The sequence below is a fragment of the Mycobacterium sp. NPDC050551 genome, from assembly GCF_040674075.1.
GTDB lineage: Bacteria > Actinomycetota > Actinomycetes > Mycobacteriales > Mycobacteriaceae > Mycobacterium.
Genome location: NZ_JBFARC010000007.1, coordinates 311,644 through 332,566, shown reverse-complemented (window position 1 = coordinate 332,566; position 20,923 = coordinate 311,644). Strand labels below are relative to the sequence as shown.

At 70.8% G+C, this 20,923-nt stretch carries 25 protein-coding genes; 14 read left to right on the top strand and 11 right to left on the bottom strand.

What is annotated here, in order from left to right; all coding sequences use genetic code 11:
- The first annotated feature begins 42 nt into the window (after positions 1-42).
- The 3 genes from AB0K11_RS26060 to AB0K11_RS26050 are packed head-to-tail and all read left to right on the top strand — an operon-like array spanning position 43 to position 2,820.
- Complete coding sequence (locus AB0K11_RS26060) at positions 43-1,617, top strand: class I adenylate-forming enzyme family protein (protein ID WP_364984065.1); 1,575 nt, start codon at positions 43-45, stop codon at positions 1,615-1,617.
- A 9-nt stretch (positions 1,618-1,626) separates the two neighbouring features.
- Positions 1,627-2,400, top strand: a complete 774-nt coding sequence (locus tag AB0K11_RS26055; protein ID WP_364984062.1) for an enoyl-CoA hydratase/isomerase family protein — start codon at positions 1,627-1,629, stop codon at positions 2,398-2,400.
- A 45-nt stretch (positions 2,401-2,445) separates the two neighbouring features.
- Complete coding sequence (locus tag AB0K11_RS26050; protein WP_364984059.1) at positions 2,446-2,820, top strand: nuclear transport factor 2 family protein; 375 nt, start codon at positions 2,446-2,448, stop codon at positions 2,818-2,820.
- 10 nt (positions 2,821-2,830) lie between these two features.
- On the opposite strand, the gene AB0K11_RS26045 is transcribed toward AB0K11_RS26050, so the two are convergent.
- Together AB0K11_RS26045 and AB0K11_RS26040 are read right to left on the bottom strand one after the other, a co-directional pair.
- The gene (locus tag AB0K11_RS26045) at positions 2,831-3,268 is read right to left on the bottom strand and encodes an SRPBCC domain-containing protein (RefSeq protein WP_364984056.1); all 438 of its coding nucleotides are present in this window, start codon (positions 3,266-3,268) and stop codon (positions 2,831-2,833) included.
- Positions 3,265-3,597, bottom strand: a complete 333-nt coding sequence (locus tag AB0K11_RS26040) for a metalloregulator ArsR/SmtB family transcription factor (protein ID WP_364984053.1) — start codon at positions 3,595-3,597, stop codon at positions 3,265-3,267. Before AB0K11_RS26040 ends, AB0K11_RS26045 begins: the two co-directional genes overlap by 4 nt.
- Positions 3,598-3,713: 116 nt before the next feature.
- On the opposite strand from AB0K11_RS26040, the gene AB0K11_RS26035 reads away from it, so the two are divergent.
- From AB0K11_RS26035 to AB0K11_RS26025, 3 genes are read left to right on the top strand one after another with little or no spacing between them, the layout of a single operon-like run.
- Positions 3,714-4,463: a DUF899 domain-containing protein gene (locus AB0K11_RS26035; protein ID WP_364984050.1), complete on the top strand. Its 750-nt coding sequence runs from the start codon at positions 3,714-3,716 to the stop codon at positions 4,461-4,463.
- On the top strand, positions 4,460-5,203 hold the full coding sequence (locus AB0K11_RS26030) for a DUF899 family protein (RefSeq protein WP_364984047.1): 744 nt from the start codon (positions 4,460-4,462) through the stop codon (positions 5,201-5,203). The genes AB0K11_RS26035 and AB0K11_RS26030 overlap by 4 nt, the downstream gene beginning before the upstream one ends.
- A 50-nt stretch (positions 5,204-5,253) precedes the next feature.
- On the top strand, positions 5,254-5,913 hold the full coding sequence (locus AB0K11_RS26025) for a sensor domain-containing protein (RefSeq protein ID WP_364984044.1): 660 nt from the start codon (positions 5,254-5,256) through the stop codon (positions 5,911-5,913).
- On the opposite strand, the gene AB0K11_RS26020 is transcribed toward AB0K11_RS26025, so the two are convergent.
- Positions 5,908-6,477: a class I SAM-dependent methyltransferase gene (locus tag AB0K11_RS26020; RefSeq protein WP_364984041.1), complete on the bottom strand. Its 570-nt coding sequence runs from the start codon at positions 6,475-6,477 to the stop codon at positions 5,908-5,910. The genes AB0K11_RS26025 and AB0K11_RS26020 overlap by 6 nt on opposite strands.
- 186 nt (positions 6,478-6,663) lie before the next feature.
- Between AB0K11_RS26020 and AB0K11_RS26015 the strand changes: the two genes are divergently transcribed.
- A complete protein-coding gene (locus AB0K11_RS26015) occupies positions 6,664-7,359 on the top strand; it encodes a CPBP family intramembrane glutamic endopeptidase (protein ID WP_364984209.1) in 696 nt (231 codons plus the stop codon).
- A gap of 17 nt (positions 7,360-7,376) precedes the next feature.
- Entirely contained in the window at positions 7,377-8,102 is a 726-nt protein-coding gene (locus tag AB0K11_RS26010; RefSeq protein WP_364984038.1) for an aminoglycoside 3'-phosphotransferase, read from the top strand.
- A 6-nt stretch (positions 8,103-8,108) separates the two neighbouring features.
- Here AB0K11_RS26010 and ripD read toward each other — a convergent pair whose 3' ends face one another.
- The 4 genes from ripD to AB0K11_RS25990 form a co-directional block, all read right to left on the bottom strand.
- The gene (ripD, locus tag AB0K11_RS26005; protein WP_364984035.1) at positions 8,109-8,633 is read right to left on the bottom strand and encodes an NlpC/P60 family peptidoglycan-binding protein RipD; all 525 of its coding nucleotides are present in this window, start codon (positions 8,631-8,633) and stop codon (positions 8,109-8,111) included.
- 274 nt (positions 8,634-8,907) lie between these two features.
- On the bottom strand, positions 8,908-9,408 hold the full coding sequence (tpx, locus tag AB0K11_RS26000) for a thiol peroxidase (RefSeq protein WP_364984032.1): 501 nt from the start codon (positions 9,406-9,408) through the stop codon (positions 8,908-8,910).
- Positions 9,409-9,469: 61 nt separating this feature from the next.
- Positions 9,470-10,579 (bottom strand): spore photoproduct lyase family protein, encoded by a 1,110-nt coding sequence (locus AB0K11_RS25995; RefSeq protein WP_364984028.1) that lies wholly within the window; start codon positions 10,577-10,579, stop codon positions 9,470-9,472.
- Positions 10,580-10,620: 41 nt separating this feature from the next.
- Complete coding sequence (locus tag AB0K11_RS25990; RefSeq protein ID WP_364984025.1) at positions 10,621-12,144, bottom strand: hypothetical protein; 1,524 nt, start codon at positions 12,142-12,144, stop codon at positions 10,621-10,623.
- A gap of 93 nt (positions 12,145-12,237) precedes the next feature.
- On the opposite strand from AB0K11_RS25990, the gene AB0K11_RS25985 reads away from it, so the two are divergent.
- From AB0K11_RS25985 to AB0K11_RS25970, 4 genes are all read left to right on the top strand, one after another.
- On the top strand, positions 12,238-12,531 hold the full coding sequence (locus AB0K11_RS25985; protein WP_364984022.1) for a hypothetical protein: 294 nt from the start codon (positions 12,238-12,240) through the stop codon (positions 12,529-12,531).
- A gap of 29 nt (positions 12,532-12,560) precedes the next feature.
- Positions 12,561-13,751: an FAD/NAD(P)-binding oxidoreductase gene (locus AB0K11_RS25980; protein WP_364984019.1), complete on the top strand. Its 1,191-nt coding sequence runs from the start codon at positions 12,561-12,563 to the stop codon at positions 13,749-13,751.
- 62 nt (positions 13,752-13,813) lie between these two features.
- Positions 13,814-14,518 (top strand): thiaminase II, encoded by a 705-nt coding sequence (gene tenA, locus AB0K11_RS25975; protein ID WP_364984016.1) that lies wholly within the window; start codon positions 13,814-13,816, stop codon positions 14,516-14,518.
- A 47-nt stretch (positions 14,519-14,565) separates the two neighbouring features.
- On the top strand, positions 14,566-14,781 hold the full coding sequence (locus AB0K11_RS25970; protein ID WP_364984013.1) for a hypothetical protein: 216 nt from the start codon (positions 14,566-14,568) through the stop codon (positions 14,779-14,781).
- A gap of 1 nt (position 14,782) precedes the next feature.
- Here the strand turns inward: AB0K11_RS25970 and AB0K11_RS25965 are convergent, their stop codons facing one another.
- On the bottom strand, positions 14,783-16,153 hold the full coding sequence (locus AB0K11_RS25965; RefSeq protein ID WP_364984010.1) for an amino acid permease: 1,371 nt from the start codon (positions 16,151-16,153) through the stop codon (positions 14,783-14,785).
- A 90-nt stretch (positions 16,154-16,243) separates the two neighbouring features.
- The gene (locus AB0K11_RS25960) at positions 16,244-17,215 is read right to left on the bottom strand and encodes an o-succinylbenzoate synthase (protein WP_364984007.1); all 972 of its coding nucleotides are present in this window, start codon (positions 17,213-17,215) and stop codon (positions 16,244-16,246) included.
- Between the two features lie 53 nt (positions 17,216-17,268).
- On the opposite strand from AB0K11_RS25960, the gene AB0K11_RS25955 reads away from it, so the two are divergent.
- Positions 17,269-18,228, top strand: a complete 960-nt coding sequence (locus AB0K11_RS25955; protein ID WP_364984206.1) for a haloalkane dehalogenase — start codon at positions 17,269-17,271, stop codon at positions 18,226-18,228.
- A gap of 10 nt (positions 18,229-18,238) precedes the next feature.
- Here AB0K11_RS25955 and AB0K11_RS25950 read toward each other — a convergent pair whose 3' ends face one another.
- Together AB0K11_RS25950 and AB0K11_RS25945 are read right to left on the bottom strand one after the other, a co-directional pair.
- The gene (locus AB0K11_RS25950; protein WP_364984004.1) at positions 18,239-19,582 is read right to left on the bottom strand and encodes an aldehyde dehydrogenase family protein; all 1,344 of its coding nucleotides are present in this window, start codon (positions 19,580-19,582) and stop codon (positions 18,239-18,241) included.
- A gap of 63 nt (positions 19,583-19,645) precedes the next feature.
- Positions 19,646-20,314: a M15 family metallopeptidase gene (locus tag AB0K11_RS25945; RefSeq protein ID WP_364984001.1), complete on the bottom strand. Its 669-nt coding sequence runs from the start codon at positions 20,312-20,314 to the stop codon at positions 19,646-19,648.
- 84 nt (positions 20,315-20,398) lie between these two features.
- Here AB0K11_RS25945 and AB0K11_RS25940 point away from each other — a divergent pair, with 84 nt between their 5' ends.
- Positions 20,399-20,917, top strand: a complete 519-nt coding sequence (locus AB0K11_RS25940) for a hypothetical protein (protein ID WP_364983999.1) — start codon at positions 20,399-20,401, stop codon at positions 20,915-20,917.
- Positions 20,918-20,923 lie beyond the last annotated feature (6 nt).

The following is a 20,923-nucleotide window of genomic DNA, read 5'->3' as shown; positions in this document are numbered from 1 at the left end:
CCGGGCGTTCCGCGATCGCCGCCGTTGGGCAGGATCGGCACTGTGACATCCCTCCCCGCGATTCCGCCGACCGTTCCGGCGCTGCTGCGGCGCAGCGTGCGTGACCACGGGGCGCACCCCTACCTCGTCACCCCCACCGACCGGCTCAGCTACGACGACGCCGACCGGCGCTCCGCCCACATCGCGCGATGGCTGCTGCGCCGCGGCGTCGGCAAGGGCGCCCGTGTCGGGCTGTTCTTCCCCAACAGCGCCGAGTGGGTGCTCTGGTGGCTCGCTTGCTCTCGAATCGGCGCGGCCGTGGTGCCGTTGAGCACCCTGTACGCGCCGGCCGAGATCGCCAAGGTGCTGCGCCTCGCCGACGTGGGACTGCTGGTCGCGCCGCCGCAGGTGCTCACCACCGACACCTCCGACCGCCTGGAGGCCGCGCTGCCGGGGCTGGCCGCTCAGCGCGACGGCGACATCGCGGTGGCCGCGGCGCCGTACCTACGCCGCGTCGTGCTCACCGGGCCCACCGACCGCGCATGGGCCACCCGCTGGGACGACGACACCGCCGACGGGGTGGCGCCCGAGATCCTGGCCGCCGCCGAGGCCGAGGTGTCACCGGCCGACCTGGCCATCATGGTGCACACCTCCGGGTCCACCGCGGACCCGAAGGGCGTGCTGCACACCCACGGCACGCTGGCCCGCCAGACCTCGACGTGGCCCGCCGCGGTCAGGGCGATCTCGCGGTCCTCCGGCCCGCCCCGGATCCTCTGTGCGATGCCGTTCTTCTGGATCGGCGGCGTGCTCGCGGCGACAGGCGCCTTGCATGAACCGACCACGGTGCTCACCATGCCGCGGCTCGACGCGGGCACCGCGCTCGACCTCGTCGAGCGGGAGCGGGCCACCGGCGTCGTGGGCTGGCCGGCGTTCACGCAGCGGCTGCGCGAACACCCCAGCTTCGCCGGCCGCGACCTGAGCAGTGCGCCGATGCTGCGCGACGGACCGCTCGACATCGCGATGACCGACGTCCCGGACGGATACCCGGTGCACCGCACCATGTCCGAGACGGCGGGCGGCTTCGTCTTCACCGACATCGCGATCGTCGACGACGACGGCGTGCCGGTACCCGACGGGAGCACCGGGGAACTGCTGATCCGCGGCGTCGGGGTGATGGCGGGCTACAACAAGAAGGAACGGTGGGAGACCTTCGACCGCGACGGCTGGTACCACACCGGTGACCGGGTGTACCGCAGAACCGGCGACCCTCGGCTGTTCTACGTCGGCCGCACCGGTGACCTCATCAAGGCCGCGGGCGCCAACGTGTCCCCGCTGGAGGTCGAGGCGGTGATCGAGTCGTCGGCCGACGTGGCGCAGTGCGTGGTCGTGGGGGTCGACCATCCGCAACGCGGCGAGGAGGTGTGCGCGGTCGTCGTCCCGGCGCAGGTGGGCCCGACGGACTTCGCCGCCCTCGCGGCGTTCGCGCGTGACCACCTGTCGGCCTACAAGATCCCCACCCGGTGGGCGTCGGCCCCGAGTGACCTGATCCCGACGCTCGCCAGCGGCAAGCTCGACCGCCGGACCCTGCGAACGATGATCGTCGACGGTGCGCTGGAGTCGACACACCTGCACACCTAGTGTTCAGCCATGGGATTCGTCACCTATGAGCTCGACGACCACGTCGCGACCATCACGATGGACCGCCCCGAGGCGCGCAACGCCATCAACGGTGCGCTGCGCAATGACCTCAACGCGGCATGGGACAGGTTCCGCGACGACGAGGACGCCTGGGTCGCGATCCTGACCGCCAACGGCGACGTGCACTGCGCCGGCGGCGACCTCAAGGACAGCGAGGGCGTGGTGGGCACCTTCGGCGGAACGTTCTGGGAGAAGCCGACCATCAACTCCTTCGAGAGCGGCATGGAATTGTTCAAGCCCACCATCGCCGCGGTGCACGGTCCCTGCATCGGTTACGGATTGACCGGGGTCCTGTTCTGCGACTTCGTGATCGCGAGCACCGAGGCCACCTTCTCCTATCCCGAGGTCGCGATCGGCGTCCCGACGATCGTCGGGGCCATCCGGCTGCCCCAGCGCGTCGGATGGGCCAACGCGATGGAACTGCTGCTGACCGGCAAGCCGATGAGCGCGCAACGCGCGAAGGAGATCGGCCTGGTGTGGAAACTGGTGGAACCCGATGTGCTGCAACAGGAGGCCCGCGCCTGGGCGCGGACGCTGACCGAGGCGGCACCGCTGGCCCAGCGGGCCACCAAGGAGGTCGCCTGGCGGTCGGCGGACATGGGTTGGATCGAGTCGGTCCGGTTCGGCGAGACGATGCGCAAGGTGGCCGGTGCCACCGCGGACGCGGCCGAAGGTCCGAGAGCCTGGCTGGAGAAGCGCAGACCCACCTGGCGCGGCCGCTGACCGGTCCCGGTCTTGAACGTCGCCGCGCACGGGTATCCCGTGGGGATGACTGATGAAGTGCTCGATCTGCTCCTGGAACTCGAACGGGCCGGCTGGGACTCGCTGTGCAACAGCACCGGGTCCGAGTTCTACGGCGGGGTCATGCTGCCCGACGCCCTGATGGTGCTCGCCAACGGCATGGTGATGGACCGCGACGCGGTGGTCGAGGCGTTGTCGCAGTCCCCGCCGTGGAGCCGCTACGAGATCGGCGACGTCCGCCTCGTCCGCCCCGCTGACGACACGGGGATCCTCGTCTACACGGCGACGGGGTATCGCGACGGCGACGGTCCGGCATTCGTCGGCGCGATGTCCAGCGTCTACACCCGCACCGACGCCGGCTGGAAACTCGCGCTCTACCAGCAGACCCAGATCCCCGGCTGACGTTCCGGCGTCAGCCGCCGGCGAGCGCCTCGGCGAGTTGTTCGCAGATCGCGGTCCAGCCGCCGTGGAAACTGTCGTACTCGTGCGGCGGCAGCATCGCGTGTTCGATGGCCATCACCGTCTCGTGGTCGCCGGTCGGCGTGAACAACACCTCGACCACGCTGCTGACCGTCGGGTCCGGCCAATCGGAGTTGCTCCACGTCAACCGCAGCAGCCGCGGCCGCTCGATGACGAGGAAGCGGCCGGTGATGAGCACCAGTGTGCCCGCGTTGTCGACGTCGAACCGGAACCGGCCGTCGACGCGCGGGTCGATGAAGACGTGGATGCACCGGTCCGGGCGCGGACACATCCACTCCGCCAACGACTCCGGATCCAGCCATTGGTCGAACACGACTTCGGGCGGGGCCGGCATCACGCGTTGCACCCGGACGACCGGCGCCTCCGTCACCGTGTCGTCCCCTTCCTGCGCAGGCGGTCGTGCAGTGCGTCGGCGCGTGCGGCCCAGAAGTCCGTCTGCTGGTCGAGCCACCGCTGCGCCAGTGTCAGCCCGTCGGGACGCAGTGACACCCAGTGCTCGCGGCCGCGAACCTCGCGTTGCACCAGGCCCGCCGACTCGAGCACGCCGATGTGCCGCGACACCCCGGCGAACGTCATCGGCAGGGGCGCCGCGAGATCGGTGATCCGCGCATCGCCGCCGCGCAGCGCCTCCAGCAGCCGGCGGCGGGTGGGGTCCGCCAGCGCACCGTAGGTGCGGTCGAGCACCTGATCTTCAACCATGTTGTTGACTATAGCGGGCGGCTGTGTTGTGGTGGATCCAGAATGTTCAACCGATCTGTATAACGTTCGGCGTGGTCGTCGACGGCCGACGCCGTGGTGGAGAAAGGGGACGGGCGATGCACACGCCTCCGGTGGTGGCCGCACAGCAGTGGGAGGCTGCTCTGCAGGAGATGCTGGTCAAGGAGAAGGAGATGACCCGCGCGAAGGACGCCCTCGCCGCGCAGCGCCGACGGATGCCCTGGATGGCGGTCGACCAGGAGTACGTCTTCGACGGGCCCGACGGCGAGGTGAGTCTGCTCGACCTCTTCGCGGGACGGCGCCAGTTGATCGTCTACCGCGCGTTCGTGGATCCCGGGCTGCACGGGTGGCCGGACCACGGCTGCGTCGGGTGCTCCCTGATGGCCGACCACATCGGCAACCTCGCGCACCTCAATGCCCGTGACACCACGCTGGTGTACGTGTCGCGCGGCTCGCAGGCCGACATCGCCCGCATCAAGGCCCGGATGGGATGGGACATCCCCTGGTACACCATGATCGCCGAACCGGACAGCGGTTTCGACGTCGACTTCGGGGTGCACGAATGGCACGGCACCAACGCCTTCATCCGCGCCGGCGACACCGGCGAACAGGTGTTCCGCACCTACTTCATCGGCAACCGCGGCGACGAGGCCTTCGTCAACACCTGGAGCTTCCTCGACATGACAGCGCTGGGCCGGCAGGAGACGTGGGAGGACTCGCCGCAGGGGTATCCGCAGAGCCCGGCCCATGAATGGTGGCGCTGGCACGACGAGTACCCCGGGCTCGACAGCCGATCCCCCGCCGGCGAACCGCAGGCCTGCGCCCACTGTGCCCCCTCGAACTCATGACCGGTATCCCGGCGGGAACACCGCTGCCGCCGCCCGTCGACCGTGCCGCGTTCGAGGCGCAACTCGCCGAACTGCGGGTCCGGGAGAAGGCGCACATCCGGCAGGGCGATGCGATCGCCGCGGCACGCCGCCGGCTGCCGATGGTCGAGGTGGACGCCGGACTCGAGATCGCGGGCCCGGGTGGCCCCCTCACCCTCCGCGACGCCTTCGACGGACGCACCCAGCTCGTCGCCTACTACTTCATGTGGAACCCCGGGCGGCCTGCGCCCGAGCAGTGCGAGGGCTGCACCTGGGTGACCACGCAGGTCACCGAGCTGTCCTACCTGCACTCGCGGGACATCACCTACGCCGTCTTCTGCCAGGGCCCGCTGGACGAGAGTCTGCGGTATCGCGAGTTCATGGGCTGGGACGTGCCGTGGTACTCGGCGCTGCCGTCGCTGAACCGGCTGCTCGTCGGGCGGCAGGCCGGAATGATGCACATCGTCTGCTACGTACGCGACGGTGACCGGGTGTTCGAGACCTACTGGACCACACTGCGCGGTGTCGAGGCGATGGACTACAGCCTCGCGCTGATGGACCTCACCGTCTACGGGCGGCAGGAGCCGTGGGAGGACTCGCCGTCCGGCTGGCCGCAACCCTGGCAGGTCGACGGCTCCAACACGCGCAGCGACGGCCGACCGATCCCGCAGTGGTCCCGCATCGAAGCGGGACGGTCCGACGATCTCGGCGCGGGCCGATGACGGCCTGATTCGTGCAGTCGACCCCCGGCCGCGCAGCCTACGATCGACTCATGCGGCCGGGTCGAATCCGCACAGTCGTGGTCGGTGCCGCGACGGCCGCTGTGATGGCGGGATGCGGTGCCGCCGTCGAAGAAGCCGGTCCGCCGCCAGTGGATCCGCTGACGAGCATGCTGCTCAGCGAAACAGAGGTCAACGCGATCGTCGCGCCTGCGGTGCTGACGACGACGTTCACCTACCGCAAGCTCTTCGCGCTGCGCACGGGCAAGGCCTACGCGCCTGCGGAATGCCTTGCCGTCGAAGCCAACACGATGAGCGAGGTGTACCAGGGCAGCCCATACCGTGCGGTGCGCGGTGCGGTGCTCGACGCCGACGACGAGAGCGCCGACCTGGACCAGGGAGTGATCGAATTCGAATCCCCCGCCGCGGCAACCGCATTCGTCGACAGGACGGTGGCCGCCTGGCAGCGCTGCGCGGGTGGGGTGCTGACCGTCACCGACGAAGACCCGCAGCCGTGGGTGCTGTCGATGGACGAACCGCAGCGCGGCGACGGCGTCGAGCTGGTTCGCGTCCGGTCCGACACCGGTTACGTCAGTACCCACGCGATGCGGGTGGTCGGCGATGTGGTGGTCGACGTCCGCGCGTCGCACGAGGGCGTGAGCGAGCATGCGGTGGCGCTGGTGAACGCGATCTCGGGGCGCAGCAGCCTATGAGGTGACCGCTCGGGCGGTGGCGGTCCACCCGTAGGGATTCGTGCGCACCTCGATCTCCTCGAAGCCCGCCGCGGCGAGCCTGGACGCCAGCGAGTCGGGGTTGACGGGGTTGTAGGTGTCGCCCTCGTGGTGGGCCTCGAGTTCGTCGCTGGCCAGGCTGTCACTCGCGACCAGTGCCGCCCCGGGGGCGAGCACCCGAGCGATCTCCGCGAAGAGCCGATCCTGCAGTTCCGCCGTCGGGACGTGGTGCAGCATCGTGAAACACGCCGCGCCGGTGAACCGGTCCTCTTCGTAGGGCAGCGCGGTGGCGTCGCCGTGCACGATGTCCACCGAGGGCGCCGCGGAGAAGCGCTCGGTCAGCATCGCGGCCAGATCGGCGTCGATCTCCACTGCCGTCACGTGGCCTGCACCCCGGCTGAGCACGTCGGTGGTCGCCCCGTATCCCGGTCCGACCTCGAGGACGTCGTGGCCGAGATCGGTAGTGCCCATGGCCCACGGCAGAATCACGTCCCGGATCATCTGCCGCCACTCGTCACTGCCGCAGCGCTCGTGTGCCTCGTTCACCCGCTCACTCCTGCCCGATCGGTGTGCTCGTCGCAGAGTGTGACACATGCGCGCCTGCCTCTGACTCGAGTCGTGTATTGGCGGCCTGCGGTGCCGCGGAACTGCAGTAGCGTCGAAGACGTGAATGCCGAACACAATCCGGTTGTGGTGCCCGGACCACCCGAGGCCGCACTCCCGCCGCCGACACTGCCTGCGGCGCGGCCGCACCGCTGGGGCATCGGCGCGTACCTGGTGGTGGTGACCACCTACGTGGCGGTCGGGCTCCTGTTGCTGCTGGCGTTGCGCGGCGGCGAGGCGTCGGTGGCGAAGATCGCGGCGGTTCTGGTGGTCCCCACCGTCTGCGCCGCCGGTCTCGCGGTCCTCATCACGCGGTGGCGGGGCAACGGGCCACGCATCGACCTGCGGCTGCACTGGACGTGGCGCGGCCTCGGATGGGGTGCGTTGTTCGGATTCGGCGGGCTGTTCATCACGTTGCCCGCCGCGGCGCTCTATCTGAAGATCGTGGGGCCCGAAGCGAACTCCGCGGTGGGCGCGGTGTTCGGGGACGTCCGGACGTCATGGGCCTGGGCGGTGGCTGTCTTCCTCTGTGTGGTGCTGGTCGCACCGGTCTGCGAGGAGATCGTGTACCGCGGGCTGCTGTGGGGCGCCATCGACTGGCGGTGGGGCCGGTGGGTGGCCTTCGCGGTGACGACCGTGCTGTTCGCGCTGGCCCACTTCGAACTGATGAGAACGCCACTGCTTCTCATCGTCGCGATTCCGCTCGGACTGGCCCGGCTGTACACCGGGAGCCTGGTCGCCAGCATCGCCGCCCACTCGGTCACCAACCTGCTGCCCGGCATCGTCATCATGCTCACGCTGGTCGGCCGGATGCCCACCGTCTGACGCGCCGGACCGGAGCCGTGAGCGCACCCACCGGCCCGACCCCGGTGCCGCCCGTGGTCGACGCCATCGCCGCGGGCAGGCCGGTGGCCGCGGTGTGGGTCAACGAACTCGGCGGCGTCACCTTCCAGATCGGCACCGGTGAGCACCGGGAGTTCGTCAAGATCGCGCCTGCGGGCCGACCGCACCTACTGGCCGCCGAGGCCGAGAAGATGCGCTGGGCGGCAGGCTTCGTCCGAGTCCCCCGAGTGATCGGTGCCGGCGCCGGGTGGCTGCACACCGCGGGCATGCCCGGACGTTCGGCGGTGGACCCGCATTGGCTAGCAGCGCCGCGAACGGCGGTCCGCGCCATCGGTTCCGGGCTGCGGCGCCTGCACGACACCCTGCCCGTCGCCGGGTGTCCGTTCGACTGGTCGGTGCAGACGCGGCTGCGCCGAGAGGTGCCGGCCGAGGCCCGCGCCAGCATGGGCCAGGCGCCACCTGTCGACCGGATGGTGGTCTGTCACGGCGACGCGTGCGCGCCCAACACCCTGATCGACGACGACGGTGTGTTCGGCGGGCACGTCGATCTCGGCGACCTCGGGGTCGCGGACCGGTGGGCCGACATCGCCGTCGCCCTGCTGTCCCTGTCGTGGAACTTCGGACCGGCCGACCGGGAGGACGAACTCCTGGCGGCCTACGGCGTGGCGCGCGACGCGGTGCGCATCGACTACTACCAGCGACTGTGGCAGGCCGGCGACACCTGACCCGGGTCAGGCGATGAAGCGGCCGAGGTACGGCATCATGTTGGCGGTGCGCACGGGCGTCACGGCCACGGCCGGGTCGGTCGCCTCCAGCATCTGCCCGTTGCCCAGGTACAGCGCCACACTCTGCGTCCCGTTCGGACCGTAGAACAGCAGGTCGCCCGGCAGCGCCTGCGCAGGCGCCACCTTCGCCGCGGCCAGGAACTGGTCTCCCGACGAGCGCGGGATCTTCACGCCGACACCGGAGAACGCGTAGAGCATCAGGCCCGACGCATCGAAGCCCGCCACGTTGGCGGTCGGGTCGAACGCCAGGACGGCGGGGTCGGCATCCTTGCGGGCGGCCTTGCTGGTCGGACCGGTGGCGTCACCGCCGCCGTAGACGAACGGCACGCCGCGTTGTGCGAGCGCGCGGGCGATCACGTAGTCGATGGCCTGCTGATGCGCCGTCGAGCGGGTGTAGGGCTCGGCCGAGGCGTGGCCCGCGGTCACCAGCAGCATGGCCGCACCGATCACAACGGCATAGAAACGCCTCATCGAACTTCACTCCCTGCACTGCGAGAACTGCCGCGTCGGAACCGACGCGTTGGTTGACATCTGTCACCACAGTCACTTCTACAACTTCGGGGCGACGGAACGCCAACTGGGCGGACCGCACAGCGAAGGAGATGCCGTACCGATACCGAACGGTGATCGATGCCAGGTCAGGGGCGGTTCCGACGTGTTCTGGCTCACTACGCCGAACGTGCGGCCACTGCGAATGTCGAGGCGATTCTTCGCAGTGACCGCACGTTCGCGGAAGAGGAGGTGCCTAGGCGGACTTCAGCGCGGCGAGCGCGGCGTCGTAGTCGGGTTCGGTGCCGATCTCGGGCACCAGTTCGGCGTACGCCACCTTCTGGTCGGCGCCGATCACCACGACGGCGCGCGCGAGCAGGCCCGCCATCGGTCCGTCGGCGATCGTGATCCCGAAGTCCTCGCCGAAGCTGTCGCGGAACGCCGAGGCCGTCTTGACGTTCTCGATGTCCTCGGCGCCGCAGAACCGCTTCTGGGCGAACGGAAGGTCCTTCGACACGCAGAGCACCGAGACGCCGCCGGCCGCGGCGCGCTCGTTGAACGTCCGAACGCTGGTGGCGCACACCGGGGTGTCGACCGACGGGAAGATGTTGAGCAGAACGGGGGCGTCGCGGAAGTCGTCGTTCGTCACCGCGCCGAGATCGGTTCCGGTGAGGGTGAACTGCGGTGCCGCTGAACCGACGGCGGGCAGCTCCCCGACCGTGTTGATCGGATTTCCACGCAACGTTATCTGTGCCATGACCACAGTCTGCCAAGGTGTGACCGTCGATCGGGAGCCAGGGTGCGCGGGCCCGCGGCGCTCAGGTCCAGTACAGGACCCGCGCCAAGGGCAGCACCTCGGCCAGCTCCGCCTCGAACCAGGTCCGCATCTGCGTCATGGTGTCCTTCGGGTACACGTACTTGGCGGAGCCGAACTTGCCGAACTTGCGGGTGCGGCCCGATTCGTCCATGTCCAGCTTCGTCCGCGGGTACCACCCCAGCAGGACGTCCTTGCTCGACGCGGTGAATCGGTGGGTGATGCATTCGACGGTGAGGTCGGGATCGGGGACGCCGGCGAGCGCGGCGGCGACGTCACGCAGCAGGGCCGCGTATCCGTCGCGCCACTGCGGCGTGGCCATGATCGGCGCGATGGTCAGCCCGACGGGATAGCCGGCGAGCGCAAGCGTGCGCATGGCCGCGAGCCGGCGCGCCAGCGGCGCGGTGCCGCCCTCGAACCGGCGGGCGACGTCGTCGGCGTTGACCGAGATCCGCACCCGGGTGCGTCCGGCGTGCGGCAGACCGGTCAGCGCGGCGACGTTGTCGAACTTGGTGGTGAAGCGCAGCCCGACCGGGCCCGCCCAGGCGCGGGTGCCGACATGGGCGACGGTCGTCGACAGCGAGCCGGTGAGGTGCTCCAACGCGAGCGGATCGGTGTAGCAGGAGGCCTCGAACGTGGTGCCCTCGGCCGAGCGCGCCTCAGAGGCCGAGGTGATCGTGCCCTGGCCGACGTGCTCGTCCATCGCCGCGAGGATCTCCGGGAGATTGGCGTAGACGCGGGTGATCGGCGGACCCGACAGCGAGCCGGCGAGATAGCAGTACTGGCAGTGCGCCGGGCAGCCCTCGGCGAGGTCGATGCGCCAGTCGGCGCTGGGCGGGATGGGCTGCAGCCGACGCTTGCTGGGCGGCGCGACAACGACGGCGAGCGTGCGCTTGGCCAGGACGTAGGCCGCCCGGTCGTTCTCGGCGCGAACCGGCGGCAGCCGGTCGCCCGACAGCACCGTGATGTCGGTGACGCCCGCGGCGTCACACCGGTCGATGATGGCGGCCCCGTGCGGCGTCTCCGACGCCGAGCGCGTCACCAGTACGCGTTGAGGCGTCCACAGCGTCGGGGTGGCGGGGGCATGGTCGGCGGGGATGCTGGCAGTCGTCATGTGCCCTGTTCAACGCCGTGCATGGGAGGTGAATTTCCCGCTCACGGCGCCGTGGTTGTGGGGATCGTCACGGGCTCGCGCGCGGCGAGATACGGCCGCGCCAGGGCGAGCGCCGTGCCCGTCGCCGCGACGAGGACGTAGACCGGCAACAGGTGCCCGAAGTCGGTGTAGCCGATCGAGAAGTGGATCACCAGCACGGGCAGGGTGCCGGAGGCGCACCCGACCAGCAGCGCCCACCACACCCAGGTCTGGCCGCGTCGCCAGCCCCACATGCTGATCAGCAGCACGGCCAGCCCGGCGCCGATCAACGCGCCGCCGAAGCCGGCCCGATCGTGGGCGATGAACGACAACAGTTGCGGGCCCGCTGAATCGAGAGTGTGCGCATCGGTGCCCATGAAGGTCAGGTCGGTCGGCACGAACACCGACGTGAGCCCGACCGCGGAGATGACGGCACCCGCGACGAAGAGGCCACCGCCGACCCCGATCATCAGCAGCTGTCCCCACAGCGCCCGGCGCCGTTCGGGTTCCGGGCCCTCGACCGGGGCGCGCCACGACGGCGGCGCAACGCTGCGGCACACCGCGAGAAGGAACATCGGGAACAACACGATGACGACGATCGTGTGCAGCGGCTCGAGGAACCCGGTGCCGAGGAAGTAGAAGTAGGTCAGGAACGTCACCAGGCCGGAGATCAGCAGCGCGTTGCGGGCCCATCGGCGTCCCAGCCGCATCCCGCCCCACGCCAGCCCCAGGTAGAGCACGCCGATGCCGATCATGTTGCCGGCCATGGTGATCCGGTCGTGCTGCAGGAAGCCGACCAGATGATGGTTGACGGCGTGCAGGTCGGCGACAGACGCCCCGAGGTAGTCGCGGTCGTACCACAGCAGCACCGGCCAGAGCGCGATCACCGCGGCGCCCGCGCCGGCGACGATCATGCCCAGACCGACGAGGACACCCCACAGCCAGCCCGGCCAGCGGCGGGGGTCGCCCGGTACGTCGCGCAGCGTCGGCGGCGGCGGTGTCGTCTCCGCGGCCGCCTCGATCACCCGGTTGAACCAGCCCGGGCCCGCGGCGAGCAGCACCCCCGGAGTGGCGAGCACCCTCGACCCCTGCCGCAGCGCCTCGACGGCGCCGGCGATCGCCGGGTCGTCCAGGCGGACCGCCGCCTCGTCCTCCCCCACGGTGACCTCGTCGGCGTAGGGGGCGGCCGCCCGCGCGGTCGCGTCGTCGGTGACGACCGCGACGGCGCGGCAGGTCCGACCCGCGGTGGCGGCCCGCAGGCCGTCGATGTCGGCGGCGCCCACCGGGCCGATCTCCACGATCCCTGCGCCCTGCACCGGAAGGACGGTGACCGCGTCGCGGGCGACGGACAGCGGCACCGACGCGCCGAGGCGGCCCGCCCACTCCGGCGGCGATCGCGGGTGGTCGAACACCAGTGGGATCCAGCGTCGGCCGCCCGCGAACCGGACGAGTGCCGCCAGCAGGCGCAGCGCCAGCACCCGCGTCCGGTGCTCACCCAGCACGGCCCCGGCGACGGGACTCAGCGGGTGGTAGGTCCAGTCCGGCACCTCCCGATCGTCCCATGGTCGGCGGCCGTGGCCGGGCGGCGAATTCGCCGTCGAGTCGAGGCGCCCCGCGGCCGGCGCTGGTTTACTTCACCCATGTTCCGCATCGACGGGCTCAACGGGGAAAGCATCGTGGTCGACGGCAACTGGGTCGAGAAGCTCAGGACCGGATCGTCACGGGGTCGCAACCCGGCCGACCAGTACTCCGACACCCGGGTCGACGAGCTCACCCGCCGCAAGAAGTTGTTCGGCCGCGAAAAGGAGCACCTGCTGCAGGTGACCGTCAGCGTCGGCACGTTCTACTCGCTGCTGGTGCCCGCCGAGCGGCGCGCCGAGGTGGACGCCCTGATCGCCGAGCTCGAACAGGCCAGGACCCGGGCGAAGGGTTGACCGCCGCCGTCTGAGGGTAGAGCGCGGGCATGGTTGCCGACGGTTCGTACGACGTCCTGGTCATCGGCGGCGGCAACGCGGGCATCAGCGCCGCCGCCCGCCTGATCCGCCAGGGTGTCGAGGACGTCGCTATCATCGAACCGCAACAGGTGCACACCTACCGTCCGCTGCTGTCCTACGTCGGCGGCGGTGAGGCCGCCCTGGCGAGTGCCGAACGGACCCAGCGGTCCGTCACGCCCCGCGGCTGCGACTGGATCCGCGACTCGGCCGTCGGGGTGGACGCCGCGCAGCGCGTCGTGGAGTGCGCGTCCGGGCGGCGCTACGGGTACCGGGACCTGATCCTCGGACCAGGCCTGGTTCCCGACAACGACGCGCTGCCCGGCGTGGACGCCGCGATGGCCACGTCCTCGGTCGCGAGCAACTATCTGAACCAGGCCGAGGAGACCTGGCGACTGGTGCGCGACCTCGCCCCGCACAGCCGGGCCGTCTTCACGGTGCCCCGGCCGCCGGTGAGTTGCACGGGCACCACCGTCAAGCCGCTGTTCCTGGCGGCCGCCCACTGGCACAAGACCTCTCGACCGGTCGACATCACGCTGGTGATCGACCGGCCCCGGCTGCTCGGCGTGCCGGAACTCGACGACCGACTGCTCGGCCGCTGCGACGAACTGGGCGTGCACGTCATGCACGACACGGCGGTCACCGCCGTGGATCCCGGTGAGCGCCGAATCACGGTCGCGGACAAGGCCGGACAAGGCCGCGATGTGCCCTACGACATGCTCCACCTCGTGCCGCCGTTCCGCGGACCGCACTGGATCGAGGCCTCCGGCCTCGCCGGCCGGGCGCCGCACGGTCTCGTCGACATCGATCCGCTGACGCTGCAGCACCGCGACCACGCCAACGTGTGGGGGGCCGGCGACGCCGCCGCCGTGGACACCGATCCCTCCGGTGGCGCACTGCGGCGCCAGATCTCGATCCTGGTGGACAACCTGCTCGCCGCCCGCGCCGGCCGACGCCTCGACACGTACGACGGCTACACCGTCGCCCCCGTCACCACCTCGGCGCACCGCCTCATCCCCGGCGAGTTCGACCGCAGCGGCGCGATCACCTCGTCGCTGCCGTCGTTCATCGACCCGCTCGCCCCGCGGCGCAGCGCCTGGGCGTTCGACCGCTACGGACTGCCGCGCAGCTACTGGAACCTCATCCTCAAAGGGCGGCTGTAGGCCCCGCCGGCGGCGCCGTCGACGACACGCCGCACGGTCAGTCCCCTGTCGCTGCTGCGAGGATGTTCGTCGTGACGACACCAACCATCGGCGCGTCGGATCCGCACTCCTGGTCGGCGCGGCTGTGGCGCGAGATCGCGCCGACGTTCGGCGCCATCCTCGACCACCCCTTCCTGACCGGCCTGACCGACGGCAGCCTCGACGCAGGCGCGTTCGCCGAGTACGTGGCGCAGGACGTGCACTATCTGCGTGACTACGCCCGGGCGCTGGCGATCGTCGGTGCCAAGGCGCCGACACTGACCGACACGGCGATGTTCAGCAGGCACGCCGCGGAGGTGTTCGACGTCGAGCTGGAGCTGCACAGCTCGCTGCTGCCCGACCTCGGCCTCGACGCGGCCGCCCTGGCCGACGTCACCGCGAGCCCGACGACGGTCGCCTACACCAGCTACCTCATCGCCACCGCGTACGGCGGGAGCTTCGCCGACGGACTGGCCGCCGTCCTGCCCTGCTATTGGATCTACGCCGAAGTCGGTGCGGCCCTTGCCGTTCGGGGATCAACGGATTCTCGCTATCAACGCTGGATCGACAGCTACGGCGGTGAGGAGTTCGCCGCGACCGTCAAACAGGTGCTCGACCTCACCGACCGCATCGGACCGGCGCTCACCGCCGAGGAAGAGAGCGTCGCCCGCGCGCACTTCGCGACCACCGCCCGCTACGAGTGGATGTTCTTCGACGCCGCGTACCGGCGTCAGGACTGGCCGGTCTGACCTGCCGGAATGCGGTGGATTCGCATCAGGGGTAGAAACGGCGGGACATGAACGTCCTGCTGATCACCGGGTATCTCGCCGGATGGGTGCTCACCACCTTCCTGCTGCTGCGCCCGGACGTCGCGGCCGACCCGCAGCACCGGGGACACCGGGCCGTGCTCAACCTCGTCGGCGTGGCCTGCGCCATCGCGCTGGCCGCGGTCTGGCCGCTGTCGGGATGGCTGCTGCCGATGATCCGGGCCGCGCTGCGCGAGCAGGAGTGAGCTACACCGGTGTGGTGTCGTGGCTGCGCCGGCGGTGCACCAAGACTCCGGCACCCACGATGAACAACGCCGACACCGTCGAGAGCAGGATCGCCTGCTGCTGACCGGGATCGAACGCCATCAGCACGAGCACCGCGATGATGCACACGATGACGACTCCGGTCAGATAGGGGAACAGCCACATCCGCAAGGGCAGCTCCTCGCCCTCCGCGCGCATCCGCCTGCCCAGCACGAACTGGCTCGCCGCGATGGCCAGGTAGATGAAGAGCGCCACGGCGCCACTGGTCGCCAGCAGGTAGGCGAAGATCTTCTCCGGCAGCAGATAGTTGCCGATCACCGTGAGGAACCCGACGAACGTCGACGCCAGCACCGCCACCCACGGCGCGCCGTTGCCCGCGACCTTGCGCACCACCTGTGGCGCGTCGCGGCGATCGGCCAGCGAGAACAGCATCCGGGACGCGGTGTAGAGCGCCGAGTTCAGACACGACGCCACCGCGGTGAGGATCACCAGGTCCATGATCAGCTTCGATCCCGGGATGCCGATCGCCTCCAGGGTCGACTGGTAGGAGCCGTCCTCGAGTTGGTCGTAGGGCATCAGGGCGACGATCACGAAGATCGAGCCCAGGTAGAACAGCGAGATCCGCCAGATCACCGAGTTGACCGCCCTGCTGATCCCCTTGGACGGATTCGGCGACTCGGCGGCCGCGATCGTCACGATCTCGGTGCCCATGAACGAGAACATGGTGATCAACATGCCGGCGATCACCGCGCCGAAACCGTTGGGCATGAACCCGTCCGGCTCCCACAGGTGCTGGACCCCGCTCACCTGTGAGTCGGGGATGATGCCGAAGATCGCGGCCAGGCCGATGCCGATGAATGCGACGATGGCGACGACCTTGATCAGGGCGAACCAGAACTCGAACTCACCGTAGTTGCCGACGCTGGCGAGGTTGGTCACCGTCAGCAGCAGTGTGACCGCGAGCGCCCAGAACCACTGGGCCCCACCGACGAGGTTGGACAGGATCTCCGCGGCGGCGGTGGCCTCGACCGGGATCACCAGCACCCAGAACCACCAGTACAGCCAGCCGACCGAGAAGCCCGCCCAGCCGCCGAACGCCCGGTCGGAGTAGACCGAGAAGGACCCGGTGTCGGGATTGGCGGTGGCCATCTCCCCGAGCATTCGCATCACCAGCACCACCAGGGTGCCGGCCAGGAAATACGAGATCAGGACCGCGGGCCCGGCCTCCTTGATCGCGTTGGCCGATCCCACGAACAATCCGGCGCCGATGACGCCGGCGATCGAGATCATCGTGATGTGCCGCGACTTGAGGCTCGTGCCCAGGCCGTTGGCCGTCGTGGTCTGCTCACTCATCACACCGCCGCCTTTCGGGGAGGGATGCCCGGCGTGCCGTCCCCACGACGGCAGATCGAGAGTCTGCCCGAATCGCTTTTCCGCGAAACGTCAGCTGCCCACGGCGCGCCGCAACCGGTCCCGCCACCAGGTGACACGGGCGGGATCGGTGATCGCGAACCTGTCGAGGAGCGCGCGGTCGGGTCCCGCGGGCATCGGCGCCACCGGCAGGTGCCCGTCGGCCGGGATCAGGCTCCTGCCGGCGACGACGTCGCCGCCGCGCAGCAGGCCGGTGCCGAGGCCGCACGCGAATCGCAGCTGCGGCAGCACGCCGGCAAGTGCCAGTCCGGCGGCCAGTCCCACGCTCGTCTCGCCCGCCGATCCCACCGTGCACGGCAGGCCGGTCGCCTCCGCGACGCGAAGCGCGCGTCGCACACCGCCCAGCGGCCCGCATCGGAGCACGGCGAGGTCCGCGGCGTCGGCGAGCGCGGCCGGCGACCAACCGGCGAGATCGACCACCGACGCGTCCACGGCGATGCGTACACCGACCGTGCGGTGCACTGCGGCAAGCTCTTCGATTGTGCGGCAGGGATGTTCGACGAACTCCAGGCCGCCGGCGGCGTCGGCGAGCTCCTCGATCGCCCGCACCGCGGTGTCGACGCCCCACGGCCGGTACGGGATGCAGCGCAGCGCCCCGGTCGCGCCGATGGCGTCACGGACGGCGGTGACCCGGGCGACGTCGCCCGCGAGTGAACCTGCGGTTCCGACGACGGTGACGTCGGCGGCCCGGCAACCGGACGAGGCGGCCATCGCGTGTGCGCGGTCGGCACCGACGGCGGGAACCGGAGCGGCGATGGGCACCCGGCCGCGCAGCGGATCGGGCCACCCCACGGTGCCCGGTTCGGCGGCTGCGGTCAGCCAGCGCGCGACCTCGGCGTCATCGCAGTCGACGGGCGGGCCGAACTCGCCCCACCCCTGCGGGCCCTCGAGCAGCATGGCTTCGCGCACCGTCGGTTCACCCCGGGCGTCGATCGCCGGGATGGCGAACGCGGGCGCGGTGTCGAAGTCGATTAATGTTCTCACCAGCAGACCAAGCTACGGGTTCGGTGTCCGACGACGGAGCGGGACGGGTGAACATGGACGTCTTGAGGACACCGGACCACCGTTTCACCGACTTGCCCGGGTTCGACTTCGCGCCGCACTACGTCGACGTGCGATGCCGCGGATGTGAACCGGTGCGGATGCACTACGTCGACGAAGGCCCGCCCGACGGAGCCGTCGTGCTGCTCCTGCACGGACAGCCCACCTGGTCGTACCTCTACCGGACGATGATCCGTGTCCTCGCCGACGCCGGTCACCGCGTCGTCGCGCCGGACCACATCGGCTTCGGTCGTTCCGACAAGCCAACGCAGAGAACGGATTACACCTTCAGCCGACACGTCGAATGGGTGCACAGTCTGGTCACGACACTGGACCTGCGCGACGTCACGCTGGTGGCCCAGGACTGGGGTGGCCCGATCGGGTTGAGCGTGCTGGCCCGCGACCCGGACCGGTTCGCCGGCGTGGTGGCCAGCAACACCATCCTGCACACCTGTGATCCCGCGCTGGCGGGCGCGCTCGCGTGGCCGCACCACGGCGTCGGCGACGCTGCGGTGCTGCTGACCGAGACACTGCTGGACTACGTGTCGTACTACCAGCGCAGCCCGACCATCACGGCCAGCATGTTCCTCGACGCGGTCGCCGGGCCGCTGGACCCCGACGTACTGGCGGCATACGACGCACCGTTCCCGGACCCGTCCTATCAGGCCGGCCTGCGACAGCTCACCGCCCTGATCCCGTTGACGCGCAACGATCCCGGCGCCGCCATCGGCCGCGCCACCATGGCCGCGCTCGAGCAGTGGAACCGGCCGTTCCTGACGGCCTACTCCGACGGCGATCCCGCGACCGCGGGCTGGGACCGGGTGTTCCAGGACAGGGTGCCGGGGGCACGGGGTCAGGCCCACGTGACCATCGCCGGGGCCGGCCATTTCGTGCAGGAGCAACGCGGGGCCGAACTCGGCCGGATCGTCGCCGATTTCGCCGGGACCGGCCACTGAGCCGGCCCGATCACGCCGGTGGCGGCGACCAGTGCACCACCTTCATGGCGGTCATCTCGTCGAGCAGTTCCGGGCCGTAACCCATGCCGCTGCCACTGGCGCGCCGCGGCTCCGCGGCCCCGCCGGGCGCCCCGCCGAACACCGCGTTGATCTTGACCGTGCCCACCGGCAGCGTCCGCCAGGCCGCCTGGGCGTGCGCCATGTCCGGCGTCAGCACGGTGGCGGCCAGGCCGTAGCGGTCGTCGGAAGCCTCCGCGAGCGCGGTGCCGAAGTCCGGGACCACCCGCACCGGGGCGACCGGTCCGAACGTCTCCTCGCGGAACACCAGCATGTCCGGGGTGCAGTCGGCCAGCACGGTCGGTGGATAGAAGGTGCCAGGCCCGCGGCCCTGTTCTCCCCCGGCGAGCACCCGCGCCCCCTCCTTTACCGCCTCGGTGACGTGCCGGTGCACCACTTCGCGCTGCCGCTCGTCGACCAGCGGCCCGATCCGGTCGGCCCAGACGCCGGCCTGCTCGACGAGCGCGTCGAGGAACGGCTGGGCAACGGACTCGGTGACGTAGACGCGTTCCACGGACACGCAGATCTGGCCGGCGTTCGCGAAGGCGCCCTGTGCCGCCTGTTCGGCGGCCCACCGCGGATCGACGCCGTCGTCGACGAGCAGCGCATCGTTGCCGCCGTTCTCCAGCACGGCCTTGGCGCCGCGCTCGGCGCAGGCCCGGGCGATGGCGCGGCCGGTGACGCTGCTCCCGACGTGCGCGACGACGTCGACCTCGTCGGCGGCGGCGAGCCGGGCCCCCACCGTCGCGTCGCCGTCGACGATCTCGAGGACACCGTCGGGCAGCTGGGCGGCCAGCAGTTCGGCGAACCGGCGGCCGGTGCCGGGGCACCGCTCGCTGGGCTTGTGCACCACCGTGTTTCCGGTGACCAGCGCGGCGCCCAGCAGCCCGGCGGCCACGGCGACCGGGTCGTTCCACGGCGTCAGCACCGCCACCACACCGCGCGGCTCGGGGATCATCAGGTCGGTGGCCGACCAGCCGCCGTGCAGGCTCCGGCCCCGGTGCAGCGGGCCGAGTTCGGCGTATTGGACGAGTGTCCCGGCGCCCGCCTCCACGCCTCCGCGCGCATCGTCGACGAGCTTGCCTGTCTCGCGTTCGTTGAGGCCGGCCAGCTCGTCGGCGGCGGCGCGCACCGCGGCGGCGGCGGCGCTGAGCGCGGCGGCGCGCTCGGCGGCCGGGGTGCGGGCCCAGCCCGCCGCGGCCGCGTGGGCTCGCCGCACCGCGGCGTCGCAGGCCGACGCGTCGGCGATGGGAACTTCGGCGGCGATGTCACCGGTGCGGGGATCTCGGATCGTCATGGTCTCGGGCACGGTTGCGGGTACCCCGGCCGACGGTGATTACACGGCGTCGTCGACCACGCGTCAGCCCGCAGCGTTCGGGCGCAGCGGCGGGCAGTCGCCGCGCTGGTCGGTGGCGAGCTCGAAGTGCCAGTTCTCGTTCGCGAATATCTGGCACAGCCCGAACTGGCGGCCGTTGGCGATCATCCACTCGGCCGCTGCGGTCGGCCCGATGTCGATCGCCTCGCCGTCGACGTGCCTGGACACCTCGGGGGTGGCGACGAACTGCCGTGCGGCGTCGAGACCGCCGTAGGTGCGCACGCCGTCGTCGAGCAGTCGCTGCTGGAACCCGCGGGACCGCCACCCCGAGGTGATCTTCATGTCGATGCCGTCGGCGGCGGCCCGTCGGGCGGCCCTCTGGACCGCGTCGAGCAGCGCCGGATCCAGACGTTCGAGGATCGGGGTGGACACCTCGAACGGGCTGAGCATCGTGTCGCCCGGCAGCATGCCGCCCACCGTGTCGGACGCGGCGTCGCCGATGGTTAGGGTGTCGTTGGCGGAACGGTCGGCGTTCGGAAGCTGCGCCGCCGGGCCGATCAGCAGCCCGGCACCGGGGGGCCCGGATTCGCCGGTGACCGTCGGCACCGGTGGCGCGGCCGGGCCTGCGGGCGGCTCCGGGTCATTCACGCCGGGGCTGCACGCGCTCAGCGCGACGGTCGCCACGGTGATCGCGATGAGCACGGGCAGCCGCATGTGCCGATCCTATTTCGCATCCGGACACCTCGGCGCACGGCCGTCGATGCGGGACTTCGCGCTGTCGCGGCTACGATCGCCGACATGTCGCAGCCTTCCCCTGGTGAGATGCCGGACAAGGCGGTTCCGCAACGCTCACGGTGGGTGTCGGGCACCGCGCTGGTGCTCGCCGTCGCGGCGCTCGGCCTGTCCGGGTGGGCGCTGTGGCGCACGTTCCCTGGGTCGACCAGCGATGCCCGGTACCCGCAGGAGCAGCGCGACCAGGCCAAGCAGAAAGTGTGTGCCGCAGCAGAACTGGTGCGCACGGGCGTGTCGTTGAACACCGGGGAGCCCGCACCCGTCGCCGCCGACGACGTCGCAGGGTCGCTCGCCGCGGCCGCCAACGCCCGGCTGTCCCTCTTCGACGGCGGCCAGTACCTGCTGGCGCGCCTCGACCCGGCGACACCCGCAGAGCTGTCGGATGCGGTGCACCGCCTCGCCGACGGGCTGATGGACATCGCGGCCGCCGCGACGGCAGGTGCGCAGAACTCCGATCCCGATCAGGCGGGCCGGCTGCGCGACGCCGACGCTGCCGACGCCGAGGTGCGCCGCCTCTGCGGATGAGCCGTC

Excerpts from the sequence above, each read along its gene's own strand:
- AB0K11_RS26055 (WP_364984062.1), top strand. The coding sequence starts at position 1,627 with ATGGGATTCGTCACCTATGAGCTCGACGACCACGTCGCGACCATCACG.
- AB0K11_RS26050 (WP_364984059.1), top strand. The coding sequence starts at position 2,446 with ATGACTGATGAAGTGCTCGATCTGCTCCTGGAACTCGAACGGGCCGGC.
- AB0K11_RS26040 (WP_364984053.1), bottom strand. The coding sequence starts at position 3,597 with ATGGTTGAAGATCAGGTGCTCGACCGCACCTACGGTGCGCTGGCGGAC.
- AB0K11_RS26035 (WP_364984050.1), top strand. The coding sequence starts at position 3,714 with ATGCACACGCCTCCGGTGGTGGCCGCACAGCAGTGGGAGGCTGCTCTG.
- AB0K11_RS26030 (WP_364984047.1), top strand. The coding sequence starts at position 4,460 with ATGACCGGTATCCCGGCGGGAACACCGCTGCCGCCGCCCGTCGACCGT.
- AB0K11_RS26025 (WP_364984044.1), top strand. The coding sequence starts at position 5,254 with ATGCGGCCGGGTCGAATCCGCACAGTCGTGGTCGGTGCCGCGACGGCC.
- ripD (WP_364984035.1), bottom strand. The coding sequence starts at position 8,633 with ATGAGGCGTTTCTATGCCGTTGTGATCGGTGCGGCCATGCTGCTGGTG.
- tpx (WP_364984032.1), bottom strand. The coding sequence starts at position 9,408 with ATGGCACAGATAACGTTGCGTGGAAATCCGATCAACACGGTCGGGGAG.
- AB0K11_RS25995 (WP_364984028.1), bottom strand. The coding sequence starts at position 10,579 with ATGACGACTGCCAGCATCCCCGCCGACCATGCCCCCGCCACCCCGACG.
- AB0K11_RS25985 (WP_364984022.1), top strand. The coding sequence starts at position 12,238 with ATGTTCCGCATCGACGGGCTCAACGGGGAAAGCATCGTGGTCGACGGC.
- AB0K11_RS25980 (WP_364984019.1), top strand. The coding sequence starts at position 12,561 with ATGGTTGCCGACGGTTCGTACGACGTCCTGGTCATCGGCGGCGGCAAC.
- tenA (WP_364984016.1), top strand. The coding sequence starts at position 13,814 with ATGTTCGTCGTGACGACACCAACCATCGGCGCGTCGGATCCGCACTCC.
- AB0K11_RS25970 (WP_364984013.1), top strand. The coding sequence starts at position 14,566 with ATGAACGTCCTGCTGATCACCGGGTATCTCGCCGGATGGGTGCTCACC.
- AB0K11_RS25965 (WP_364984010.1), bottom strand. The coding sequence starts at position 16,153 with ATGAGTGAGCAGACCACGACGGCCAACGGCCTGGGCACGAGCCTCAAG.
- AB0K11_RS25955 (WP_364984206.1), top strand. The coding sequence starts at position 17,269 with ATGGACGTCTTGAGGACACCGGACCACCGTTTCACCGACTTGCCCGGG.
- AB0K11_RS25950 (WP_364984004.1), bottom strand. The coding sequence starts at position 19,582 with ATGACGATCCGAGATCCCCGCACCGGTGACATCGCCGCCGAAGTTCCC.
- AB0K11_RS25945 (WP_364984001.1), bottom strand. The coding sequence starts at position 20,314 with ATGCGGCTGCCCGTGCTCATCGCGATCACCGTGGCGACCGTCGCGCTG.
- AB0K11_RS25940 (WP_364983999.1), top strand. The coding sequence starts at position 20,399 with ATGTCGCAGCCTTCCCCTGGTGAGATGCCGGACAAGGCGGTTCCGCAA.